We start from the raw sequence: 21846 nt of genomic DNA on the forward strand, positions 1-21846 counted from the left end.
CCCAGCCTGTTGGTCGCGAAACCCAGACGCGAACGGTGCTCGGCGAGCCATAGCAACGCGTCGAGCGCATCGTCAACCGGCGCGGGGAACGGGTGCTCCGGCGCCATCCGGTAATCCACGCTCACAACCGCGCAATGTGAATCCACGGCCAACCGCGCAACCATCAGATCGTGGGTATCCAGATCGCCGACCACCCAGCCGCCGCCGTGCAGATAAACCACGAGCGGTAACGGCTTCTTAGCTTCCACCGGCCGATAAACACGCGTACGTAATGCACGCCCGTCGAGCGGCAGAACCAGGTCTTCAACGTCCACGCCAGCGGGACGGGGCGCGGCAAACTCACGCGCCACGTTCTGAAATTGCCGCCGGATCGCGAGCGGATCCGCGTCGGCGGGTAGTTCCGGGAAAACTTTGGCGACCTTGGCGTAATAGGCGAGAAGGTCAACGTCGATGGTCATGCGCGGGTCTCCTGTGCAATTCGCCGCCCGGTCGGGTCGACGGTTTTTGATTGTCGTTAAAATCTAAGCATCGCGCTTGACAGCGCAACCATTTCTAAAGTGCGTCGAGATATCGCCTTGTAAATCACGATAATCGGCAAAATCTCGACAAAGTAGTCGCAGAGCCTTGTGCGTCAAGGGTTACAACCTGAAACACTTTGTTACGGCGATGCCGGGATTATTCGCCCACAATCTCTTCAACGGTCTCAACACGGATGTGATCGGATGCAGCGTTGGAAATCTACAACGTATTGATTTGCATTCGACGGTCGGCACGGTGCCGAATCCCAGCTTCAGGGACATGTTTGTTGCGGTCGTTGGCCGGTGGAAAATAGATCGGCCCATGTCCCACCCTTGGTCTCCTCGCGCTAACCCCGTAGCGTGTGGTTTTTAGCGGGCTCCAGGCCCGCTTTTTTTTCGTCTGTACAAACGTTTGCGTAAGAATTTAAATGGTCACCGCGATTGTTCCGGCGACCATTTTTCGTTGTAGATATCAGAAGTTATCCGCAATCATGCAGTTTTAGCCTCTGTTAGCTTCAGTTCCTCGATCATCTTCGCCCGCATGACGAACTTCTGGACCTTGCCGGTGACGGTCATCGGCAACTCGTCGACGAAGCGAATGTGCCGCGGAATCTTGTAGTGCGCGATCTGCCCCTGGCAGAACTCGCGAATGTCTTCGGGTGTCGCGTGCTCGCCTTGTCGAAGAACGATCCAGGCGCAGACCTCCTCGCCGTATTTGTCATCGGGAATACCGAATACCTGCGCCGATTGGATCTTCGGATGCCGGAACAGGAATTCTTCGATCTCGCGCGGATAAATATTCTCGCCACCGCGAATCAGCATGTCCTTCAAGCGTCCGACAATATTGCAGTAGCCTTCGGTGTCGAGCGTCGCCAGATCGCCGGTATGCATCCAGCCGTCGACGATTGCTTCGCGCGTTTTTTCCTCGTCGCTCCAATACCCTTTCATTACCGAATAACCACGCGTGCAGAGCTCGCCCGTCTCGCCAACCGGGACGATTTCGCCGAGCGGATCAACCAGCTTCACCTCCAGATGCGGCTGGATCTGGCCAACGGTCGTGGTGCGTTTATCGAGGGGATCGGTGGTCGAGCTTTGAAACGACACCGGGCTCGTCTCGGTCATCCCGTACGCGATGGTGATTTCACGCAGGTTCATCTTGGCGACCACGCGCTTCATGGTCTCGATCGGACACGGCGATCCGGCCATGATTCCAGTGCGCAGGTGGCTCAGGTCGTACTTATCGAAGTTGGGAAGATCGAGTTCCGCGATGAACATCGTCGGCACGCCATGCAGCGCGGTGCAGCGTTCTTCATCGACGGCGGCGAGCGTGGCGGCAGGATCGAAGGCTTCACCGGGGAACACCATCGTCGCGCCCACCGATACGCACGCGAGCACCGCCAGCACCATGCCGAAGCAGTGATACAGCGGCACGGGAATGCAGAGCGAGTCCTGCTCGGTGAGCAACATCGAGTGCGCGATGTAGCGGCCGTTGTTCACCACGTTGTGATGCGTGAGCGTGGCGCCCTTGGGATTGCCGGTAGTGCCGCTCGTGAACTGGATGTTGATGGGATCGTGAGCCGTGAGCTTCGATTCAATCGCATCGAGTTGCGCTGTATTTAGGGGATTTCGACCTCGCGACATGACATCGGGGAAACGCAGCATGCCGGGCGTCGCACCTTCGCCCATCCGGATCACTGCTCGAAGGTCGGGGAAACGCGCGGCATCAAGTGAACCGGGTTCGGCGGTGGCGAATTCCGGCACGAGTGTTTGAAGCATCTCCAGATACTTCGATGTCTTGAATTGTTCCGCCGCGATCAGCGCCCGGCAGCCGACCTTGTTCAACGCGTATTCGAGCTCAGCCAACCGATACGCCGGATTGATGTTCACAAGAATCGCCCCGATCCGTGCGGTGGCGAATTGCGTGAGCAACCATTCCGATCGATTCGGCGACCAGATGCCCACGCGGTCGCCGGCTTCTACACCGAGCGATAACAAGCCGGACGCGAGGACATCGACTTCATCGGCGAATTCACGCCAGGTCCAGCGGATGTTTTGCTCGCGGAAGATCACGGCCGGGCGCTCGGAAAATCTCGCGGCGGTATCGCGCAGGAAGCGGGAAACGGTGGCGTCGCTCAAAGGAATGTCCGTTGAGCCGCGAACGTAGGATAGGCCGTCGCGTGGTTCGATCTGCGGCCCGGCGTGCGTTGGTAGGGTAGGCATATCGAAGGTCTCCTCCGTGGGATGGCGCGCTGCGGGACAAAGCGCCATGAAAGCGTTTCGGAAGGCTAATTGTGCATCGCGAGGGGGAGCTAGGGCATTGAGTCTTACCCGCAACGCACGCCCGAATGCGCGCCTGTCCGATATGCGGAAATGCGCGGACACTCTTCATAAGACCCATAAAAAAAAGCAGCCCGAAGGCTGCTTTTTCATTTCGTCAAACTCGCGAAAACTTAGTGCTGACCGCGCAATTTTCGCAGCCGCTGAATCGCCGCGATCTGAGCCGTCGCGTACGCCAACTCCGCTTGCGCGGTTGCGTACTCGAGGTTCGAACCCGTGTTCTGCAGCGCTTCTTCCGCGCGCTTCTTCGCTTCGAGCGCCTTGGCTTCATCGAGATCCTGACCACGGATCGCGGTATCGGCGAGAACCGTCACCACGCCCGGTTGAATCTCGAGAATCCCGCCCGCGACGAACACAAACTCTTCGTCACCGTTTTCCGCTTCGATGCGCACCGCACCCGGGCGAATCCGCGTGATGAGCGGCGTGTGGCCCGGCAGAATGCCGAGTTCACCCGCTTCGCCCGGCAGCGCGACGAACTTCGCCCGACCCGAGAAGATCTGCTCTTCCGCGCTGACGACGTCTACTTGAATAGTTGCCATATCGACTCCTGTGTCGACGAGAGTGAGCGCTTCAGCGCTAACTCTCGTCCCATGCAACCGACCCTTACTGGATCTTCTTGGCCTTTTCGAAGGCTTCGTCGATCGTGCCGACCATGTAGAACGCCTGCTCCGGCAGATGATCACACTCACCTTCCACGATCATCTTGAAGCCGCGGATGGTTTCCTTCAGCGGCACGTACTTGCCCGGCGAGCCCGTGAAGACTTCCGCGACGTGGAACGGCTGCGACAGGAAACGCTGGATCTTACGAGCGCGCGCAACGGCGAGCTTGTCTTCCGGCGCGAGTTCGTCCATGCCCAGAATCGCGATAATGTCGCGCAATTCCTTATAGCGCTGCAGCGTTTGCTGCACGCCACGCGTGATGGCGTAATGCTCTTCGCCAATCACGTTCGGGTCGATCTGGCGCGAGGTCGAATCGAGCGGATCCACAGCCGGATAAATACCCAGCGAAGCAATATCACGCGACAACACGACGGTTGCGTCCAAGTGACCGAAGGTGGTCGCCGGCGACGGGTCGGTCAAGTCATCGGCGGGAACGTACACGGCTTGCACCGAGGTGATCGAGCCGGTTTTCGTCGACGTGATCCGTTCTTGCAGACGGCCCATTTCTTCAGCCAGCGTCGGCTGATAACCCACTGCCGACGGCATACGTCCCAGCAGAGCCGACACTTCCGTACCAGCCAGCGTGAAACGGTAGATGTTGTCCACGAAGAACAGCACGTCCAGACCTTCGTCGCGGAAATGCTCGGCCATCGTCAGGCCGGTCAGCGCCACGCGCAGACGGTTGCCCGGCGGCTCGTTCATCTGGCCGTACACCAGCGCAACCTTGTCCAGAACGTTCGAATCCTTCATTTCATGATAGAAGTCGTTCCCTTCGCGGGTACGCTCGCCAACACCGGCGAACACGGAGTAACCACCGTGTTCTTTAGCGATGTTGTTGATCAGTTCCATCATGTTCACGGTCTTGCCCACGCCGGCGCCACCGAACAGACCAACCTTACCGCCCTTGGCAAACGGGCAGATCAAGTCAATCACCTTGATGCCGGTTTCGAGCAGTTCCGTCGACGGCGACAGTTCTTCGAACTTCGGCGCCTTCTGGTGAATCCCGCGCGTGACGTCCGAGTTGATCGGGCCGGCTTCGTCGATAGGACGACCCAGCACGTCCATGATCCGGCCGAGCGTCGGCTTGCCGACTGGCACGCTGATCGGCAAACCGGTGTTCTTCACCACCGTGCCGCGACGCAATCCGTCCGATGCACCCAGACAAATGGTACGAACCACGCCGTCGCCCAGCTGTTGCTGAACTTCGAGCGTCAGGTCCGAACCTTCCAAAACGAGCGCGTCGTAAATTCTCGGCATGTTGGAACGCGGGAATTCCACGTCGATAACCGCGCCGATGCACTGTACGATCTTGCCTTCTACCAAAGCAGTAGTACTCATCGCATTTCCTTTAGATACTTGATTCTTCACTCGCGCGACAGGCGCAGTTCGATTCGACGCTTGGGCGATCAACCGACCGCTGCTGCGCCACCGACGATTTCTGACAATTCCTTCGTAATCGCTGCTTGCCGGCTCTTGTTGTACACGAGCTGCAATTCACCGATCACGGTCTTCGCGTTATCCGAAGCAGCCTTCATGGCGACCATGCGAGCCGATTGCTCCGATGCCATGTTTTCCGCCACCGCCTGATACACGAGCGCTTCGACATAACGCACGAGCAGTTCGTCGACCACGGTCTGCGCATCCGGCTCGTAGATGTAATCCCACGAGGTCTTCGGCGTGACCAGTTCGCTCTTCGAGTCGAGACCGTCCTTGCGCGCGAAATCGCTGGCCGACAACGGCAGCAATTGTTCGATCACGGCTTCCTGCTTCATCGTGTTGACGAAGCGCGTGAACGCCAGATACACCGCGCTGATCTTGCCTTCCGAATACAGGTCGAGCTGAACCTTGATCGCGCCGATCAGCTTTTCCAGATGCGGCGTGTCGCCCAGATGCGTGACTTGCGACACGGTCTTGGCCTTCAACCGGTTCAGGAAGCCCAGACCCTTGCTGCCGATCGCCGACGCTTCGATCGTCTGACCTTTCTGCTCCAGCTCCTTGAACTTCAGGAGCGCAGCGCGCAGCACGTTCGTGTTCATGCCGCCGCACAGACCTTTATCGGTCGTGACGAGGATCATGCCGGCCGCTTTCGCGCCCTTGTTCTCAACCATGAACGGGTGGCGATACTCAGGCGTGGCAGCGCTCATGTGAGCCGCGACGTCGCGGATCTTGTCGGCATACGGGCGTGCAGAGCGCATGCGCTCCTGCGCGCGGCGCATTTTCGACGCAGCCACCATTTCCATCGCCTTGGTGATCTTGCGCGTGTTTTGCACGCTCTTGATCTTGCCGCGGATTTCCTTCATTCCAGCCATTGCTTACTCCTTTGTCGGTCCGAGTTAGCGCTTTAGCGCTTACTCGGGGCCCATGCAAAGCTATCGAAGTGGCGCGGGATGCTTCCTTTCTTCCAGGAAGCGGCCCGCGCCGCTTCAAATTTCGATCAAATCCGAAGATCAGTAAGCGCCCGACTTCTTGAAGTCCTTCAGCGCAGCATGCAATGCGCCGTCGTCGTCCTTCGACAAGTCTTTGTTATCTTCGATGCGCTTGATCATGTCCGCGTGCTTGGTCTTCAAGTAGTCGCGAAGACCCTTTTCGAACGGCAGCACTTGCGCGACTTCCAGATCGTCGAGATAACCGTTGTTCGCGGCGAACAGCGCAACCGCCAGTTCCCAAACCTGCAGCGGCTGATACTGCGGCTGCTTCAGCAGTTCCGTCACGCGACGACCGCGCTCAAGCTGCTTACGCGTAGCTTCGTCCAGGTCCGATGCGAACTGCGAGAACGCAGCCAACTCACGATACTGCGCCAAGTCGGTACGAATACCGCCCGACAGCTTCTTGATGACCTTGGTCTGCGCTGCACCGCCCACTCGCGACACGGACACGCCTGCGTTAATAGCAGGACGGATACCGGCGTTGAACAAGTCGGTTTCCAGGAAGATCTGGCCGTCGGTAATCGAAATCACGTTCGTCGGAACGAATGCGGTCACGTCGCCAGCTTGCGTTTCAATGACCGGCAGTGCCGTCAGCGAACCGCTCTTGCCCTTCACTTCGCCGTTCGTGAACTTCTCAACGTAGTCTTCCGACACGCGAGCAGCACGCTCCAACAGGCGCGAGTGCAGATAGAACACGTCGCCCGGATACGCTTCACGGCCCGGCGGACGGCGCAGCAGCAGCGAAATCTGACGATACGCCCATGCTTGCTTGGTCAAATCGTCATACACGATCAGCGCGTCTTGACCGCGATCGCGGAAGTATTCGCCCATCGTGCAGCCCGCGTACGGTGCCAGGTATTGCATGGCAGCCGATTCCGAAGCCGAAGCCGCCACCACGATGGTGTATTCCATCGCGCCGGTTTCTTCCAGCTTGCGCACCACGTTCATGATCGACGAAGCCTTCTGACCGATCGCGACGTAGATACAGAAGAGGTTCTTACCCTTCTGGTTGATGATCGTGTCGATGGCAACAGCCGTCTTGCCGCACTGGCGGTCGCCAATGATCAGCTCGCGCTGGCCACGGCCGACCGGCACCATTGCGTCGATGGACTTCAGACCCGTTTGAACCGGCTCCGACACCGACTTACGCCAAATCACGCCCGGTGCAATCTTTTCGACAGCATCGGTCATCTTTGCGTTGACCGGACCCTTGCCGTCGATAGGCACGCCCAGTGCGTCGACCACACGGCCGAGCAGTTCCGGACCCACCGGCACTTCGAGAATGCGGCCCGTCGTCTTGACGACGTCGCCTTCCGAAATGTGTTCGTATTCGCCCAAAATCACGGCGCCAACCGAATCGCGCTCGAGGTTCAGCGCGAGGCCGAAGGTGTTGCCCGGGAATTCGAGCATTTCGCCCTGCATCACGTCCGACAAACCGTGAATACGCACGATACCGTCGGTCACGGAAATCACAGTGCCTTGGTTGCGAACATCTGCGCTCGCGTCCAGACCCTGGATCCGGCTCTTGATCAGCTCGCTGATCTCAGAGGGATTGAGTTGCATTAGTCACTCCTGATAGTCAATTCGGTCAATTCTTTACGTGCGCCGGCGCAAAAGCGCGTCAGGCGGACAGAGCCGTCTGCATGCTGGCGAGGCGCGCGCGGACCGAGGTATCGAGTACTTCGTCGCCTACCGTCACCCGCACGCCGCCAATCAGCGACTTATCGACTTCAACGGTAGGTTTCAGCTTGCAGTGGAACTTGCGTTCGAGATTCGCGACAAGGTCGGTCAACTGTGCGCCTTCCAGCGGGAATGCGCTGACAATCAGCGCATCGGCCGCACCTTCGCGGGAATTCTTCAGCTCGTCGAACTGCACGGCAATTTCCGGCATCAGCGTCAGCCGGTGGTTGTCCACCAGCATCTGCACAAAGTTCTTGGCCTCCGGCTGTTTCGCGAGCGGCGATTTCACCGCCGACAACAACAGCTCGCTGACCTGATCGCGGCTCACTTTCGGGCTCGTCGCGATGGACAGCACTTCAGGCAGACGCGCAACCTGAGCCAGCTCCTCGACGAAGTCAGACCAGGCGGCGAGCTCACCCGCTTCGGCCACGCGGAACAAGGCTTCTGCGTACGGTCGGGCGATGGTTGCAAGTTCGGCCATGATCAGAGCTCGGTTTTGAGTTGATTCAGCATCTCGGCGTGAGCCGATTGATCGACTTCGCGCTTCAGGATCTGCTCGGCGCCCTTCACGGCCAGCGCCGCGACTTCGCCGCGCAATGCTTCGCGCGCTTTGACGACTTGCTGGTCTGCGTCGGCCTTCGCTTGTGCAATGATGCGCGCAGCTTCAGCCTGGGCGTTAGCCTTGATTTCGTCGGCGACAGCGACTGCGCGCTTTTCAGCATCCGCAATGCGCTGCTGGCCGTCGTTACGGGCTTGCGCGAGTTCCTGGTCGACGCGCTTATGTGCGGCTTCGAGTTCGGCCTTGCCCTTTTCGGCAGCCGACAGCCCGTCGGCGATCTTCTTCGCGCGCTCGTCGAGGGCGTTGATCAACGGCGGCCACACGAACTTCATCGTGAACCACGCGAGGATCAGAAACACGACCATTTGCGCAAACAGGGTTGCGTTGAGATTCACGGTGTTTCCTTAAACGTTGCTAATCCGGAGAGTGAAACGGCAAGGCGCTCATCGAAAAAGTCGCATCGATTAAGCGCCGTCGCACGTTCCGTCCTGCGCTTGGTTGCTAAAAGCTCAAGCGCACACTTCCGAGGAACCTCAGCCTGCGGCGAGCTTCGACAGCAGCGGGTTCGCGAACGCAAACAGCATTGCCACACCAACGCCAATCAGGAACGCCGCGTCGATCAGACCAGCCAAGAGGAACATCTTGGTTTGCAATGGGTTCATCAGTTCCGGCTGGCGAGCGCACGCTTCAATGTACTTGCCACCCATCAGGCCGATACCGATACAGGCGCCGATTGCACCCAGGCCGATGATGATGCCGATACCGATGGCGGTCAGACCCTGGATGTTGGCGATGAAAGCGTTCATGACTACTCCTATGTGAAAAAGACTTTGGAACTAGATTTATAAAATTGAAACTCGATGCGATTCTGCTGACTTTTGGTTCGCCGCTGCGGTGTTCTGCAGCGTTTCACCGAACTACTGTGAGCCTTCCCTGCTGCCTGATTGATGCTTAGTGCGAGTCATGCGCCTGGCCGAGATACACCAGCGTCAGCATCATGAAAATAAACGCCTGCAGCAGCACGATCAGAATGTGGAAGATCGCCCAAACCGTCCCTGCAACCACGTGACCGAAGAAACCGAGCACGGAGGCGTCCGCGCCGAAGTGCCACATGCTGCCGAGCAGCGCGATCAGCAGGAACAACAGTTCGCCTGCGTACATGTTGCCGAATAGCCGCATGCCGAGGGAAACCGTCTTGGCGACGAACTCGATGATGTTGAGTGCAAGGTTCGGGATCCACAGCAGCGGATGCGCGCCGAATGGGGCGGACAGCAGTTCGTGAACGAAGCCGCCTGCGCCCTTGATCTTGAAGTTGTAGTAAATCATCAGCACGAACACGCCGATAGCAATGCCGAGCGTGCCGTTCAGGTCAGCCGTGGGGACGACGCGCATATGCGGGAACGTCTCCGACAGCCCCAGCCAGCCGATCACGCGCGTGGGCAGGTCAACCGGGATGAAGTCGAGCGAATTCATGAGCGCGACCCACACGAACACGGTGAGCGCGAGCGGGGCGATAAAACGGCGGCTGCCGTGGATCATCGACTTCGACTGGTCTTCCACCATCTCGACCAGCATCTCGATTGCGCACTGGAAGCGTCCCGGCACGCCGGACGTTGCTTTGCGAGCCGCCAGACCCAGGATCAGGATGGTGACGAGTCCGCACAGGATCGACCAGAAAAGCGTGTCGAGATTCCAGACGTGGATATCGAAGATCGACGTCTGATGCGAGGTGGAAAGATTCTGCAAGTGGTGCGCGATGTACTCCGACGGATCCATCGCGCGCGTTCCTTCGCTAGCTGCCATAACGTTAAAGCCACCCAAATTGTCGAAAATCTTCCGCCGCCCGTGTGATCCTCGATCCGCCATTCAGTGGTCGGTTCGCAGGGCACGAGCCCGCGTGCAGGAGAGGTACTCCGCACGTATTAATTTGCTCTGATACTGTTGGTACGTCACTTACCTGGCGCGTCAAGTCGACGAGGTACGCTATGTTGCGCGCCTCATTTCCAAGCCATCGCGATCCAGTACGTCTTCAACGCAATGAGGTACGTCACCAGCAGCGGCACCCACAACACGCCTTTGAAACCGTACGCAATGGCCACGAACATCGCAATCGTTGCGCCCATCTTCATTGCTTCGCCGATCACCCAGCTGGCGATGGTTTCGGCGCCGCTCTTCGCTTTCAAGCGTGCAGCGAACAATGCGCTCGGCACCCAGCAAATCGCTCCCCCGAGGAACGCGGACAGCGCAGCAGCGCCCGGTGGACTGTAGAACAGCCACCATGCCAACGTCGCACACAGGGACAAAACCATTTGCGCCGCCACAACCTTGAACGGCGTGACACGCGATGGACGACTCACTCCGGGACCAAACAGCGTCTCCGCCTCTGCCCGCGTGAGCGGAACAGTCTTGTTATCTTGTGCTTCAGCGTCCCACGAATCGTCGAATGGATGATCCGACGCGTGGCCCGGCTGACCAGAAGAAGAAATGATGCTGGGCGTTGAACCGGGCGTCTTGTGTCCGGTCAAATCCGCGGCAGGGCGTGAATCGCGCCCATCTTGCCCGCCTTCCGGCGCTCGATCCTGCTCTCGCACCGCCATCACACATCTCACTAAAGTCAGTTACAGCCAGCGCATTTGCCGCCCGTTCGTGGCTGGATTCAACCACATACTTACGTTGCGCTTTCGGAGTCGCCAAGCTGATAAATCCGGGGGATTGTAAGCGATTGTTGTCACAGATTCAATAGCTTAGGGCCATCAAAAATCAAGCGGACGGGCCTTAAAAACACGTCTCCGAACGGAGATTTCGCTTGTGTGGACAACGAGTCTGAATAACGCCGGATGCGTGCCGGTTTCGCGTCGCTTTTCGGCAAGACATGGAATGCGTTGCGTGCGCCGCATCATTTTCTGGATGCCTAGACGAGCCACGCTCCGACAGCCGCTGCAACGATCCAGAACGGAATGGAGATGAGGTGAAATGGGCCCCACATGCCGCGTTCTCCTGAGAGTCGAACGGCAATCAGATTCGCAAGCGAGCCAATCGCGATGCCAAATCCACCGACGCTCACGCCGAATGCCAGCGCCCGCCAGTCTTTCGAAAACTCAGCGAGCATGATCGCGGCCGGTACGTTACTGATTCCTTGAGACAACACCGCGCCCGCCGCATACGCCTTGAGCGGCGAATCGAGGCCAAGGCTCGCGATCGCGTGATGTACCCACGGCAACGCAGCCACGCTGCGCAGGACGATGAACATCAGCACGAAGATCAGCAGCAGCAACCAGTCGATCTTCAACACGACCTGACGTCGCCACAATAGAAAACCCAGTGCAACGGCGGCCAGCCCGATGCCGGCGTAATGGGCATCGGCGAGAATCACGAAAGCGATGAAGGCAATGCCCGCTACCGTGCAAAGCGGGATATCGACGGAATGCGCTTCGGTATCGCCGGAAAGATCGAGCGGCCGGTTGTGGAACATCACGGCGGCCAGCACGTAAAGCATCGCCATGAGCGCCGCGCACAATGGCAGCAACGCCCACACGAAGCGGCCGAAGGACACGCCGCTCGTCTGCCAGAGAAAGAGATTCTGAGGATTCCCAAGCGGTGTAAGGATTGAACCGGCATTCACGGCGATCGCAATGAAGATCACCAGCCGCTTGATGGGAAGCGGCGCGAGTTTATGCAGCGACAGGGTCAAAGGTACGACGGCGAACAGCGCGACGTCGTTGGTGAGCAAGGTGGAAAGCACGGCCGCAAGGCCGATCAACAGAAACGCCAGGCCACGCTCCCCATGAATCCGATGCACAACGCGGTGGGCCATCCACATGAGGAAGCCCGACAACTCCACCGCCTTGGTCAGCATCAACAGGCCAGCGAGCGTGAGCACGGTCTGCCAGTCGATCAACGCGGGTAACGACGCCCACGGTTTGGGATGCAGGACCTGCAGCGCAATCAGCGCGAAAACGAGAATCGCCAGCACCGGCTCTTTCGTGACGAGCGCCCACGCTTTCGACAGCAGGCTCGTCTGAGCGGACTTTGCATCCGCGGGCGACTGCATCCGCTTACGCCTGCGCTGCTGATACGTTGTCCATGGTTGTCTGTTTACCGTTGACGGCGCCCGTACGCAAACGTCCCAGAATGCCTTCAAGTGCATCGAGATCGCCGAAATCGATCTGCAACTTGCCGCGCCCCCGCCCGCCCATCTTGATCTTCACGTTCGCCGACAGCAGGTCGGACAATTCTTCTTCAAGCCGTCGCGTATCGCGGCCGCCGTCGTTCGCCACGCGCGCTTTCGTGGTGGGCACTTCTTTGGTCGTCGACGAAACCAGTTTTTCGGTCTCACGCACCGACATGCGCTTGTTGACCACTTGGTTGGCCAACTGGATCTGCGTGGCGGCATCGACGGCAAGTAGCGCACGCGCGTGGCCCATGTCGAGATCGCCAGCGAGCAGCATGGTTTGAACCGGCGTAGCAAGGTTCAGCAAGCGCAACAGATTCGATACGGCACTGCGCGAACGCCCAACCGATTCCGCCGCTTGCTCGTGCGTGAAATCGAATTCATCGAGTAGGCGCTGGATGCCCTGCGCCTCTTCCAGCGGATTTAAGTCCTCGCGCTGGATGTTTTCGATCAGCGCCATTGCTGCCGCAGCCTGATCTGGCACGTTTTTCACAAGCACAGGCACTTCTTCCAGGCCCGCGAGTTTCGCCGCGCGGAAACGCCGCTCGCCGGCGATGATCTCGTAGCGGTCGTCCCCAATTGAACGCACGAGGATCGGCTGCATCACGCCCTGCGCCCGGATGCTGGCGGCGAGTTCCTGCAGCGCGCCTTCGTCCATGCGCGTACGCGGCTGGTATTTGCCGGCCTGCATCGCGTCGAGCCGCAAAACGTTCGGCAAGCCCTCGCTGCGTACAGCCTCGGTGATATCCGAGCTGCCGCCCAGCAGGGCTTCTAGCCCGCGTCCCAGGCCCTTCTTCTTCATCGTCGCGTTCATCTTGCTTCCTCGCTCTGCCATCTTGACACTTTGTCCATTAAAGCGCGCGCACGCGCTCGATCATTTCCGTACCGAACTGGATATATGCCTGCGCGCCACGCGATGCCCGATCAAAAACGACACCCGGCAAACCGTAACTGGGCGCTTCGGCCAGACGGACGTTGCGGGGGATGACGACATCGAAGAGCTTGTCGCCGAAATGCTGTTTCAGTTGATCCGATACCTGTTGCTGCAACGTAATGCGCGGATCGAACATGACCCGCAACAATCCGATCACCTTCAGGTCGCGGTTCAAATTCGCGTGGACCTGTTTGATCGTGTTGACGAGGTCGGACAGGCCTTCAAGCGCGAAATATTCGCATTGCATTGGGATGACCACACCGTGGGCGGCGCACAAACCGTTCAGCGTGAGCAGCGATAAAGCCGGCGGGCAATCGATGAGGATGAAATCGTAGTCAGCCGAGACTTCCTCCAGCGCTTTGCGCAGCACGCGCTCGCGATTCTCCACGCCGACCAGCTCCACTTCCGCGCCCGCCAGTTCGCGATTCGCCGGCAAGATCTCATATCCAACGGCGTCTGTACGGGTGCACGCTTCGCGCACCGTCACGCCGTTGACCAGCACGTCATACACGGTGTTCTCGACAGCGGCTTTGTCGATGCCACTTCCCATCGTGGCATTGCCCTGCGGGTCCAGATCGATCAGCAAAACGCGCTGGTCGAGCGCCGCCAGGCTCGCCGCGAGATTAACTGCCGTCGTCGTCTTTCCGACGCCGCCCTTCTGGTTCGCGACGCAGAAGATCTTTGCCATCGTGATGTGTCCCTTCTTTCCTGACTGGATTTCAGGCGCGCGTGAGATGTCGACTGCAGTGTTCAATGTAGGACCGCTCCGATATCAATTTCGATCAGGTGGCGCTCGGCGTCGAGCATGGGCACGCGGAGGCGTTCGATAGAGCAGACTTTCGTGTCAGCCGGAAGGCGAGCAATCTCGGCATCCGGCCTGATTCCTTTCATCGCCCAGATGCGACCATTGTCGGCAACCAGATGACGCGCAAGTGTAACGAAGTCAGAGAGTTCTGCGAACGCGCGCGAGACGATTACATCGAAAAGACCTGGGACTTCGATTCCCGGCCGAAGATTCTCGACGCGCCCCGTCACAACCGACAGATTACTCAACCCAAGTTGCAGTTTTGCCTGGGATTGGAAGGCCGTTTTCTTGTGAACGATGTCGTTCAGCGTGATTTGCCAGTCTGGCAGGACAATCGCCATGACGATTCCCGGCAGACCGCCGCCCGAGCCAACGTCGAGCGCTGATTGAGCCCCGGCGCGGCGGGTGATAAAGGAAATGATCGCGAGAGAGTCGAGGATGTGCTGGATCAGCATCTGGCGCGGATCGCGGATTGCGGTCAGGTTGTACACTGCGTTCCACTTGCCGAGCAATGCCACGTAGTCGAGCAACTTTTGGCGTTGTGCGTCGGTGACGGCAATGCCGAGTTGCTCGATTCCTTCGTTCAGAAGTGCGTGTAGTCCGGTATCCCCGGCCTCACGCTGCATCACGAGACGGAGCGAGCGCTACCACGCCCGTCCCTGCTATTCCCCACTGCCTGGTCACGCCGGCCCATCGCTCGCTTAAGATGCACCATGAGCAGCGAAATGGTGGCAGGCGTGATTCCCGAGATCCGCGATGCTTGACCGATCGTCTCCGGACGGTGCTGCATAAGCTTTTGACGTGCCTCAAACGAGAGTCCGCGTACTTCCGCGTAATCGAACGCTTCGGGCAAGCGCGTATTCTCGTGCGTTCCGTTGCGCTCGATTTCGCCAGCTTGACGGTCGATGTACCCCTGATACTTCACCGCAATCTCAATCTGCTCCTCGATCTGGCCGAGCAGGATCGGATCTTGTGCGAGCGGTGTTTCCGGACCAGACGTATGACCGCGTAATGCGCAAACATCGGCATAAGTGATGTTCGGCCGACGCAGCAAGTCCGCCAGACTGTATTCATGATCAATCGGCTTGCCGAGCAATGCGATGGCTTCCTCAGCGGGCAACGTTTTAGGGTTAACCCAAGTCGATTTCAGGCGCTGTGTTTCACGTGAAACAGCGTCGCGCTTTTCGTTGAAGACGTTCCAACGGCTGTCGTCCACGACACCGAGTGCCCTACCGGCCTCGGTTAAACGCATATCGGCATTATCTTCACGCAGCGAAAGACGATATTCCGCGCGGCTGGTGAACATCCGATATGGCTCCGACACCCCTTGCGTGACCAGATCGTCGACTAGAACACCCAAATAGGCTTCATCACGGCGCGGGCACCACGCATCCCTGCCGCTGACCTGCAATGCCGCGTTAATGCCCGCCAGCAAGCCTTGCGCAGCGGCTTCCTCGTAGCCAGTTGTGCCATTGATCTGCCCCGCGAAGAACAGAGCGCCGATCGCCTTTGTTTCCAACGATGCCTTGAGCGCTCGGGGATCGAAGTAGTCGTATTCGATCGCATAGCCGGGACGCAGGATGTGCGCGTGCTCCAAACCCTTCATGGAACGGACCAGTTCAAGCTGTACATCAAACGGCAAACTCGTCGAAATACCGTTCGGATAGAACTCGTTCGTCGTCAGTCCTTCAGGCTCCAGGAAAATTTGATGCGAATCCTTGGACGCGAACCGGTGAATCTTGTCTTCAATCGACGGGCAATAGCGCGGCCCGACACCTTCGATAACGCCGGTGTACATCGGTGACCGATCTAGGCCGGCACGAATGATGTCGTGCGTGCGCTGGTTGGTATGCGTCACCCAGCACGGTACCTGCCGCGGATGTTGCTCAACACGGCCAAGGAATGAGAACACCGGGACCGGATCGAGGTCGCCGGGCTGTTCTTCGAGTTTTGAATAGTCGATCGTGCGGCCATCGATACGCGGCGGTGTGCCGGTCTTGAGTCGGCCCTGCGGAAGTTGAAGTTCCTTGAGCCGCGCCGACAGGGACACAGCAGCCGGATCCCCCGCTCTTCCGCCCGTGTAGTTGTTCAAACCGACATGAATCTTTCCGTCGAGGAACGTCCCCGCCGTCAGCACCACTGCCTTCGCGCGAAATTTCACACCAACCTGCGTCACGGCGCCCACGACTCGGTCGCCTTCGACGATCAAATCGTCCACCGCTTGCTGGAACAGCCAAAGATTGGGCTGATTTTCGAGCCGATGCCGAATCGCTTGCTTATACAAAACGCGATCCGCCTGCGCCCGTGTGGCGCGAACAGCCGGGCCCTTCGATGAGTTCAGAATCCGAAACTGGATGCCCGCTTCATCGGTTGCCGCGGCCATTGCGCCGCCGAGAGCATCGATTTCCTTAACCAAATGGCCCTTCCCGATCCCACCGATCGAGGGATTGCAGCTCATCTGGCCCAGCGTCTCAATGTTATGGGTCAGCAAGAGCGTAGCCGCGCCCATTCTGGCCGAGGCTAAAGCGGCTTCAGTTCCAGCGTGACCGCCACCGACGACGATCACATCGAATTCAGTTGGATAAAGCATGGGTTCCCGCGCGAGCTGGCGGACCTTCGAAAGAGATATCGAAGAATTATAGCCGGTTAGCTTTTGTCCCGATTCAGGCCAAACAGCTAAGGCGAAAAAAATGGTGTGTTTCACGTGAAACACACCATCGAAATTCGCTGACGTTGAACGCGCTAGGCTACCTTCTTCGCCAATCCCAGGTACGTTTCGATCACTTTTGGATTGTGAGCTAACTCGCTCGCGGCACCTTCCATTGCGAATTCACCCGTTTCCAGCACGTAACCGTAATCAGAGATTTGCAGCGCTGCGCGTGCGTTTTGCTCGATTAGCAGCGTAGCGACCCCCGTTTGTCGAAGCGCGCTAATGATATGGAAGATCTCTTTCACGATTAACGGTGCAAGCCCGAGGCTAGGCTCATCAAGCATCAGCAGCTCCGGCTTTCCCATCAGCGCACGGCCAACCGCAAGCATCTGGCGCTCGCCGCCTGACAATGTTCCAGCTGCTTGCTTGCGTCGCTCCCTTAGCCGTGGGAACAAATCGAACACATGATCGAGTTGGTCGAGGAAATTGCGCTCACCAGCGCGCTTTCTTCGATACGCGCCCAAAACCAGGTTGTCTTCCACCGTCATGCTGGCAAACAACTCGCGTTTTTCCGGCACTAAGCACATTCCACGTGAAACACGTTTCTCGATTGCCAGCGCCGAGACATCTTCGCCCAAATATTGAACTGTTCCCTTCGCATAACCCGTGGAAGGTAGCGCACCCATGATCGCGTTGAGCAATGTCGATTTGCCCGCTCCGTTCGGCCCAATTACCGAAACGATCTGCCCTGCGCCAACGGTGAGTTTCCCGTCATGGAGTGCCTCGACCTTGCCGTAACGAACGGACAAACCGGTGACTTGGAGAATTGCATCGGCCATCAGTCCACCCCACCTAGATAAGCTTCCAAAACTGCGGGATCTTTCTGCACATCCTCGGGCAATCCCTCGGCAATCCGTGTACCAAATTCCATCACCACCAGGCGATCGGTGAGATTCATCACGAAATCCATATCGTGCTCAACCAACAGAATGCTCATGCCCTCACTCTTGAGGCGTCGCAGTAAATCCGCCAGTTGCTGTTTTTCCTGATAGCGCAAACCAGCGGCCGGTTCGTCCAGCAATAGCAAAGTCGGATCGCAGCACAACGCGCGAGCAATCTCCAGAATCCGTTGTTGCCCAAGCGCCAGACTGCCCGCTTCGTCGTAGAGATGTTTTTCAAGACCCACCCGCTTGATCTGTTTCGCCGCTTCGGCCATCAAACGCGCTTCTTCGGCAGCGTTCAGACGGGCGACACTGCGCCATACGCCAGTCTTGCCACGCAAATGAGCGCCGATCGCGACGTTCTCCAGAACCGTCATTCCCGATAGCAAGCGCACGTGCTGAAACGTCCGCCCAATGCCGCGTTTGACGATTTCACGTGAAGTCATCGAATCGATGCGCTCGCCCTGGAACGTGATCGAGCCGCTCGTTGCTTGCAGCACACCCGTGACCAGATTGAACGTCGTCGATTTCCCGGCGCCGTTCGGCCCGATCAAGCCGATGATCTCGCCCGCCTTCACCTGAAAACTGACGTCGTTGACGGCGACCAGACCGCCGAACTGCTTGCGAGCTTTCTCGACAACCAGCAAGGGTTCGCCCACAGTCGGCTTGGGGCGCTGGGGCAGTGCTTCAGCGTGCTCCGGAGCGCGGGCGCGCGGCCCACTGGGGAAAAGCCGCGCCACGAACGGCCAAACCCCTTGCCGGGCGTACTGAAGCAGCAACACCATCAAGATCCCGAACACGATGATCTCGAAATTACCATTCGAGCCCAGCAGCTTTGGCAACAGCGTTTGCAGATAATCCTGCAGAACGGTGAGGATGGTCGCGCCCAAAACCGCACCCCAGACGTGAGACACGCCACCGACCACCGCCATGAACAGGAATTCGATGCCGTGATTCAAACCGAACGGCGTCGGATTCACCGCCCGCTGCAAATGCGCGTACAAAAAGCCTGAAATCGCAGCCAGCACGGCGGCATAGACGAAGATCACCACACGCATCCACGCGGTATTCACACCCATGGCTTCGGCCATCGTGCCGCCGCCGCGCAGCGCGCGTATTGCACGCCCAGGGCGACTATTAAGCAAATTCTGAACAGACACTACGGACAGCAACACTACTACCCAGATCAGGTAATAGATCGATCGCCCGGACTCCAGATGCCAGCCGAACAGGTTGAGCACCGGAATGCCGTTGATGCCATCGTATTTGCCGAGAAACTCCAGATTTCCGAACAGAAAGAACAGCGACAGCCCCCACGCGATCGTCCCGAGCGGCAGAAAATGGCCAGACAACCGCATGGTCACCATCCCGAGCAGCAGCGCGATCAAGGCCGTCAGCACCACACCGACAATCAGCGCAAGCCACGGCGACACGCCGAACTGCGTCGTCAGATAGGCCGTTGAATAAGCGCCCACCCCCACGAATGCCGCTTGTCCAAAGCTCGTCATCCCTCCTATACCCGTCAGCAGCACAAGCCCGATAGCGACGATGGAATACAAACCGATGTAGTTCAGCAGCGTGATCCAGTACTCGGGCATGCGGACCGGTTGCGGCAGAACTGGCAGCACAAATACGACCAGCAGGAATACCCAGAAAAACTTGTTTCGCATGACGAATTTCATCGCGTCACTCCTCGTCTTCGTCCGAATGCGGGCTTGCCAGACTCCGCCACAGCAGCACCGGAATGATCAGCGTGAAGACGATCACCTCTTTGTACGCGCTCGCCCAGAACGACGAATACGACTCAAGCAGCCCGACCAGCAGCGACCCCGCTGCGGCGAGCGGATAACTCACCAACCCGCCGACGATCGCGCCCACGAATCCCTTCAAACCGATCAGGAAGCCCGAGTCGTAATAGATGGTTGTGATCGGCGCCACCAAGACGCCGCAGAGCGCGCCTAAGCCGGCCGCAAGCGTAAAGGCAAGCCGTCCAGCCTGCGTCGTGCCGATGCCCACCAGCCGCGCGCCAAGCCGGTTCACCGAGGTCGCGCGCAGCGCCTTGCCGGAAATAGTCCGGTCGAAGTACAGATACAGCGCGACGATCAGCACCACGGCCGTCCCGACGACCCACAGACTCTGCCCGGAGATGGAAACACTGCCGAGGTTGAAAGTGGCGTCGGAGAAAGCGGTCGTGCGCGACCCTTCCGCGCCGAACATGACGAGGCCGAGACCGACCATCGCGAAATGGACGGCCACTGCCACGATCAACAGCAGCAGCGTGCTGGCTTCGGCGATTGGCTCGTAGGCCAACCGATAGACGAACGGTCCCATCGGAATCACGATCAACAGCGCGAGCGCAACCTGCGCGATCATCGGCAGCGGCTGCATCAGCACGCTTTGCGTCAGCGCATACACGGCAATGGGAAATAGCAGATATTTGCCAGCGAGCACAGCGAACGTGCGACCAATCTGCCTGTGCCGGGAAGGATGCCGCACGACGCCCGCGATCTCTGCGACGAAGCATCCCACGCCCATCGCGATAAGCAGCCAGCACGTTGCCGGCAGCTTCTGCGTTTGCAGCGCGGCGAGCGTCAGCGCCCCGTACGCGACGAACTCGCCCTGCGGGATGAAGATGACACGCGTCACCGAAAACACGAGGACCAGCGCGAGCGCGAGCAATGCGTAGATCGCGCCCGTGGTGATGCCGTCTTGCGCGAGAATCGCCGCAATCGATAAGTCCATACTTCCTCTTTAGGAGCGTGCTGCCACTCGAGCTGCCGGGTCAGCCCATCGAAAACATGGCCTGGTGCTGCGAAAGACACGCAGCCTCAGGCCATGGTTGAAACCCTGGAACGCTAACGCGCCAAATTGCCGGCGCGCAAGCAGTCGACGCCAGTACTAATCACTCTGCAGCTTCCACTTGCCATCGACGATCTGCACCATCACGCGTGCGCGCTTGTCGAGGCCGTTGTGATCGGCCGGCGTGGTGTTCATCACACCGTGCGCAAGCGGCAGGTCCTTCACGTTTTCCAGCGCGGCGCGCAGCGCCACACGAAACGCTTCGGTGCCCGGTTGAGCCGTCTTGAGCGCGTCGGGAATCGCTTGCTGCAGCATCTGCCCGGCGTCCCACGCATGGCCGCCAAACGTAGATATCGATCCCGCGCCGTACGCCTTCTCATACGCCGCCTTATAAGCCTGCGACGACTTCTTCACCGGATTGCTGTCCGGCAATTGATCCGTGACGAGGATCGGGCCGGCCGGCAGCAATTCGCCATCACAATCCTTGCCGCACACACGCAGGAAGTCGTTGTTCGCCACGCCATGCGTCTGATAGACCTTGCCCTTGTAACCACGCTCCTTCAACGCCTTGGCCGGCAACGCCGACGGCGTGCCGGCGCCCGCGATCAACACCGCATCGGGATTCGCGCCCATGGTCTTCAGCACCTGGCCCGTGACCGAGGTATCGGTGCGAGCAAAGCGTTCGTTCGCGACAATCTTCAGGTTGTGCGCCGTGGCAGCCGTGTTAAACACGCTGTACCAGCCGTCGCCATACGCATCCGCGAAGCCGATGAAACCGACCGTCTTCACGCCGTGCTTCTCCATATAGTCTGCAATAGCGTCGGCCATCAGGCTGTCGTTCTGCGGCGTCTTGAACGCCCACGACCGTTTTGCGTCCATCGGCGAGATGATGGCGGCGGAAGCGGCCATTGAGATCATCGGCGTCTTGCTTTGGCTCGCGGCATCGAGCATGGCGAGCGAATTGGGCGTCACCGTGGAGCCCACGATAGCGTCGACATGATCTTCGTCAATCAGCTTGCGCGTGTTCTGCACTGCACGGCTGGTGTCGGAACCGTCGTCGAGCACGATGTACTCCACTGACTTCCCGCCGATCTCCTTCGGCAACAACGCGATCGTGTTTTTCTCGGGAATCCCAAGCGATGCCGCCGGTCCTGTCGCCGATAACGTCACCCCGATCTTCACCTGTGCGAAGACCGTGCTCGCACCGAAGGCAAGCGTCACACCGAGCGCCGCGCTCGTGAGGCGTCCCTGCCACTTCCACTGGTTGGTCTTTTTCATTGCATCGTCTCCAGACGCTATGCCATCGCGCACGCCCTGTGCGCTACTGCGAGTTGTTATGAATCTTTGTCGTGCGGTCTTCGTTTAG

Annotated in this window: 20 protein-coding genes; all 20 read right to left on the reverse strand. The window is 58.9% G+C overall.

Annotated features, from left to right (window positions below; translation table 11 throughout):
* On the reverse strand, positions 1-458 hold a 458-nt coding region (locus EOS_RS26665), incomplete at its 3' end, for an alpha/beta hydrolase (RefSeq protein ID WP_047895190.1).
* A gap of 549 nt (positions 459-1007) precedes the next feature.
* Positions 1008-2738 (reverse strand): AMP-binding protein, encoded by a 1731-nt coding sequence (locus EOS_RS26670; protein ID WP_047895228.1) that lies wholly within the window; start codon positions 2736-2738, stop codon positions 1008-1010.
* A gap of 230 nt (positions 2739-2968) precedes the next feature.
* Positions 2969-3394 (reverse strand): F0F1 ATP synthase subunit epsilon, encoded by a 426-nt coding sequence (locus tag EOS_RS26675; protein ID WP_047895191.1) that lies wholly within the window; start codon positions 3392-3394, stop codon positions 2969-2971.
* 64 nt (positions 3395-3458) lie between these two features.
* On the reverse strand, positions 3459-4853 hold the full coding sequence (gene atpD / locus EOS_RS26680) for a F0F1 ATP synthase subunit beta (protein ID WP_047895192.1): 1395 nt from the start codon (positions 4851-4853) through the stop codon (positions 3459-3461).
* A 68-nt stretch (positions 4854-4921) separates the two neighbouring features.
* On the reverse strand, positions 4922-5824 hold the full coding sequence (gene atpG, locus EOS_RS26685) for a F0F1 ATP synthase subunit gamma (protein WP_047895193.1): 903 nt from the start codon (positions 5822-5824) through the stop codon (positions 4922-4924).
* A gap of 138 nt (positions 5825-5962) precedes the next feature.
* The gene (gene atpA, locus EOS_RS26690) at positions 5963-7504 is read right to left on the reverse strand and encodes a F0F1 ATP synthase subunit alpha (protein WP_047895194.1); all 1542 of its coding nucleotides are present in this window, start codon (positions 7502-7504) and stop codon (positions 5963-5965) included.
* Between the two features lie 58 nt (positions 7505-7562).
* The gene (locus tag EOS_RS26695; RefSeq protein WP_047895195.1) at positions 7563-8102 is read right to left on the reverse strand and encodes a F0F1 ATP synthase subunit delta; all 540 of its coding nucleotides are present in this window, start codon (positions 8100-8102) and stop codon (positions 7563-7565) included.
* A gap of 2 nt (positions 8103-8104) precedes the next feature.
* Positions 8105-8575, reverse strand: coding sequence for a F0F1 ATP synthase subunit B (locus EOS_RS26700; RefSeq protein ID WP_047895196.1), 471 nt, complete (start codon positions 8573-8575; stop codon positions 8105-8107).
* Between the two features lie 138 nt (positions 8576-8713).
* Positions 8714-8986, reverse strand: coding sequence for a F0F1 ATP synthase subunit C (gene atpE, locus EOS_RS26705; protein WP_047895197.1), 273 nt, complete (start codon positions 8984-8986; stop codon positions 8714-8716).
* A gap of 145 nt (positions 8987-9131) precedes the next feature.
* Positions 9132-9983 carry a F0F1 ATP synthase subunit A gene (gene atpB / locus EOS_RS26710; RefSeq protein WP_047895198.1) on the reverse strand — a complete coding sequence of 284 codons (852 nt, stop codon included), beginning with the start codon at positions 9981-9983 and terminating at the stop codon, positions 9132-9134.
* 194 nt (positions 9984-10177) lie between these two features.
* Positions 10178-10777 carry an ATP synthase subunit I gene (locus EOS_RS26715; RefSeq protein ID WP_047895199.1) on the reverse strand — a complete coding sequence of 200 codons (600 nt, stop codon included), beginning with the start codon at positions 10775-10777 and terminating at the stop codon, positions 10178-10180.
* A gap of 314 nt (positions 10778-11091) precedes the next feature.
* Positions 11092-12231 carry an SLC13 family permease gene (locus EOS_RS26720; protein WP_047895200.1) on the reverse strand — a complete coding sequence of 380 codons (1140 nt, stop codon included), beginning with the start codon at positions 12229-12231 and terminating at the stop codon, positions 11092-11094.
* 4 nt (positions 12232-12235) lie between these two features.
* Positions 12236-13165, reverse strand: coding sequence for a ParB/RepB/Spo0J family partition protein (locus EOS_RS26725; RefSeq protein ID WP_047895201.1), 930 nt, complete (start codon positions 13163-13165; stop codon positions 12236-12238).
* A 37-nt stretch (positions 13166-13202) separates the two neighbouring features.
* A complete protein-coding gene (locus EOS_RS26730; RefSeq protein WP_047895202.1) occupies positions 13203-13973 on the reverse strand; it encodes a ParA family protein in 771 nt (256 codons plus the stop codon).
* A 62-nt stretch (positions 13974-14035) separates the two neighbouring features.
* The gene (gene rsmG / locus EOS_RS26735; RefSeq protein WP_047895203.1) at positions 14036-14716 is read right to left on the reverse strand and encodes a 16S rRNA (guanine(527)-N(7))-methyltransferase RsmG; all 681 of its coding nucleotides are present in this window, start codon (positions 14714-14716) and stop codon (positions 14036-14038) included.
* Positions 14716-16680, reverse strand: coding sequence for a tRNA uridine-5-carboxymethylaminomethyl(34) synthesis enzyme MnmG (gene mnmG, locus EOS_RS26740; protein WP_047895204.1), 1965 nt, complete (start codon positions 16678-16680; stop codon positions 14716-14718). Before mnmG ends, rsmG begins: the two co-directional genes overlap by 1 nt.
* 152 nt (positions 16681-16832) lie before the next feature.
* A complete protein-coding gene (locus EOS_RS26745) occupies positions 16833-17579 on the reverse strand; it encodes an ABC transporter ATP-binding protein (RefSeq protein WP_047895205.1) in 747 nt (248 codons plus the stop codon).
* Positions 17579-19363, reverse strand: coding sequence for a branched-chain amino acid ABC transporter ATP-binding protein/permease (locus tag EOS_RS26750; protein WP_053064058.1), 1785 nt, complete (start codon positions 19361-19363; stop codon positions 17579-17581). The genes EOS_RS26745 and EOS_RS26750 overlap by 1 nt, the downstream gene beginning before the upstream one ends.
* 4 nt (positions 19364-19367) lie before the next feature.
* Positions 19368-20423 (reverse strand): branched-chain amino acid ABC transporter permease, encoded by a 1056-nt coding sequence (locus EOS_RS26755; RefSeq protein WP_047895206.1) that lies wholly within the window; start codon positions 20421-20423, stop codon positions 19368-19370.
* Between the two features lie 156 nt (positions 20424-20579).
* Positions 20580-21758 carry an ABC transporter substrate-binding protein gene (locus EOS_RS26760; protein ID WP_047895207.1) on the reverse strand — a complete coding sequence of 393 codons (1179 nt, stop codon included), beginning with the start codon at positions 21756-21758 and terminating at the stop codon, positions 20580-20582.
* Between the last annotated feature and the right edge of the window lie 88 nt (positions 21759-21846).

The sequence above is a fragment of the Caballeronia mineralivorans PML1(12) genome, assembly GCF_001028175.1.
GTDB classification, from domain to species: domain Bacteria; phylum Pseudomonadota; class Gammaproteobacteria; order Burkholderiales; family Burkholderiaceae; genus Caballeronia; species Caballeronia mineralivorans.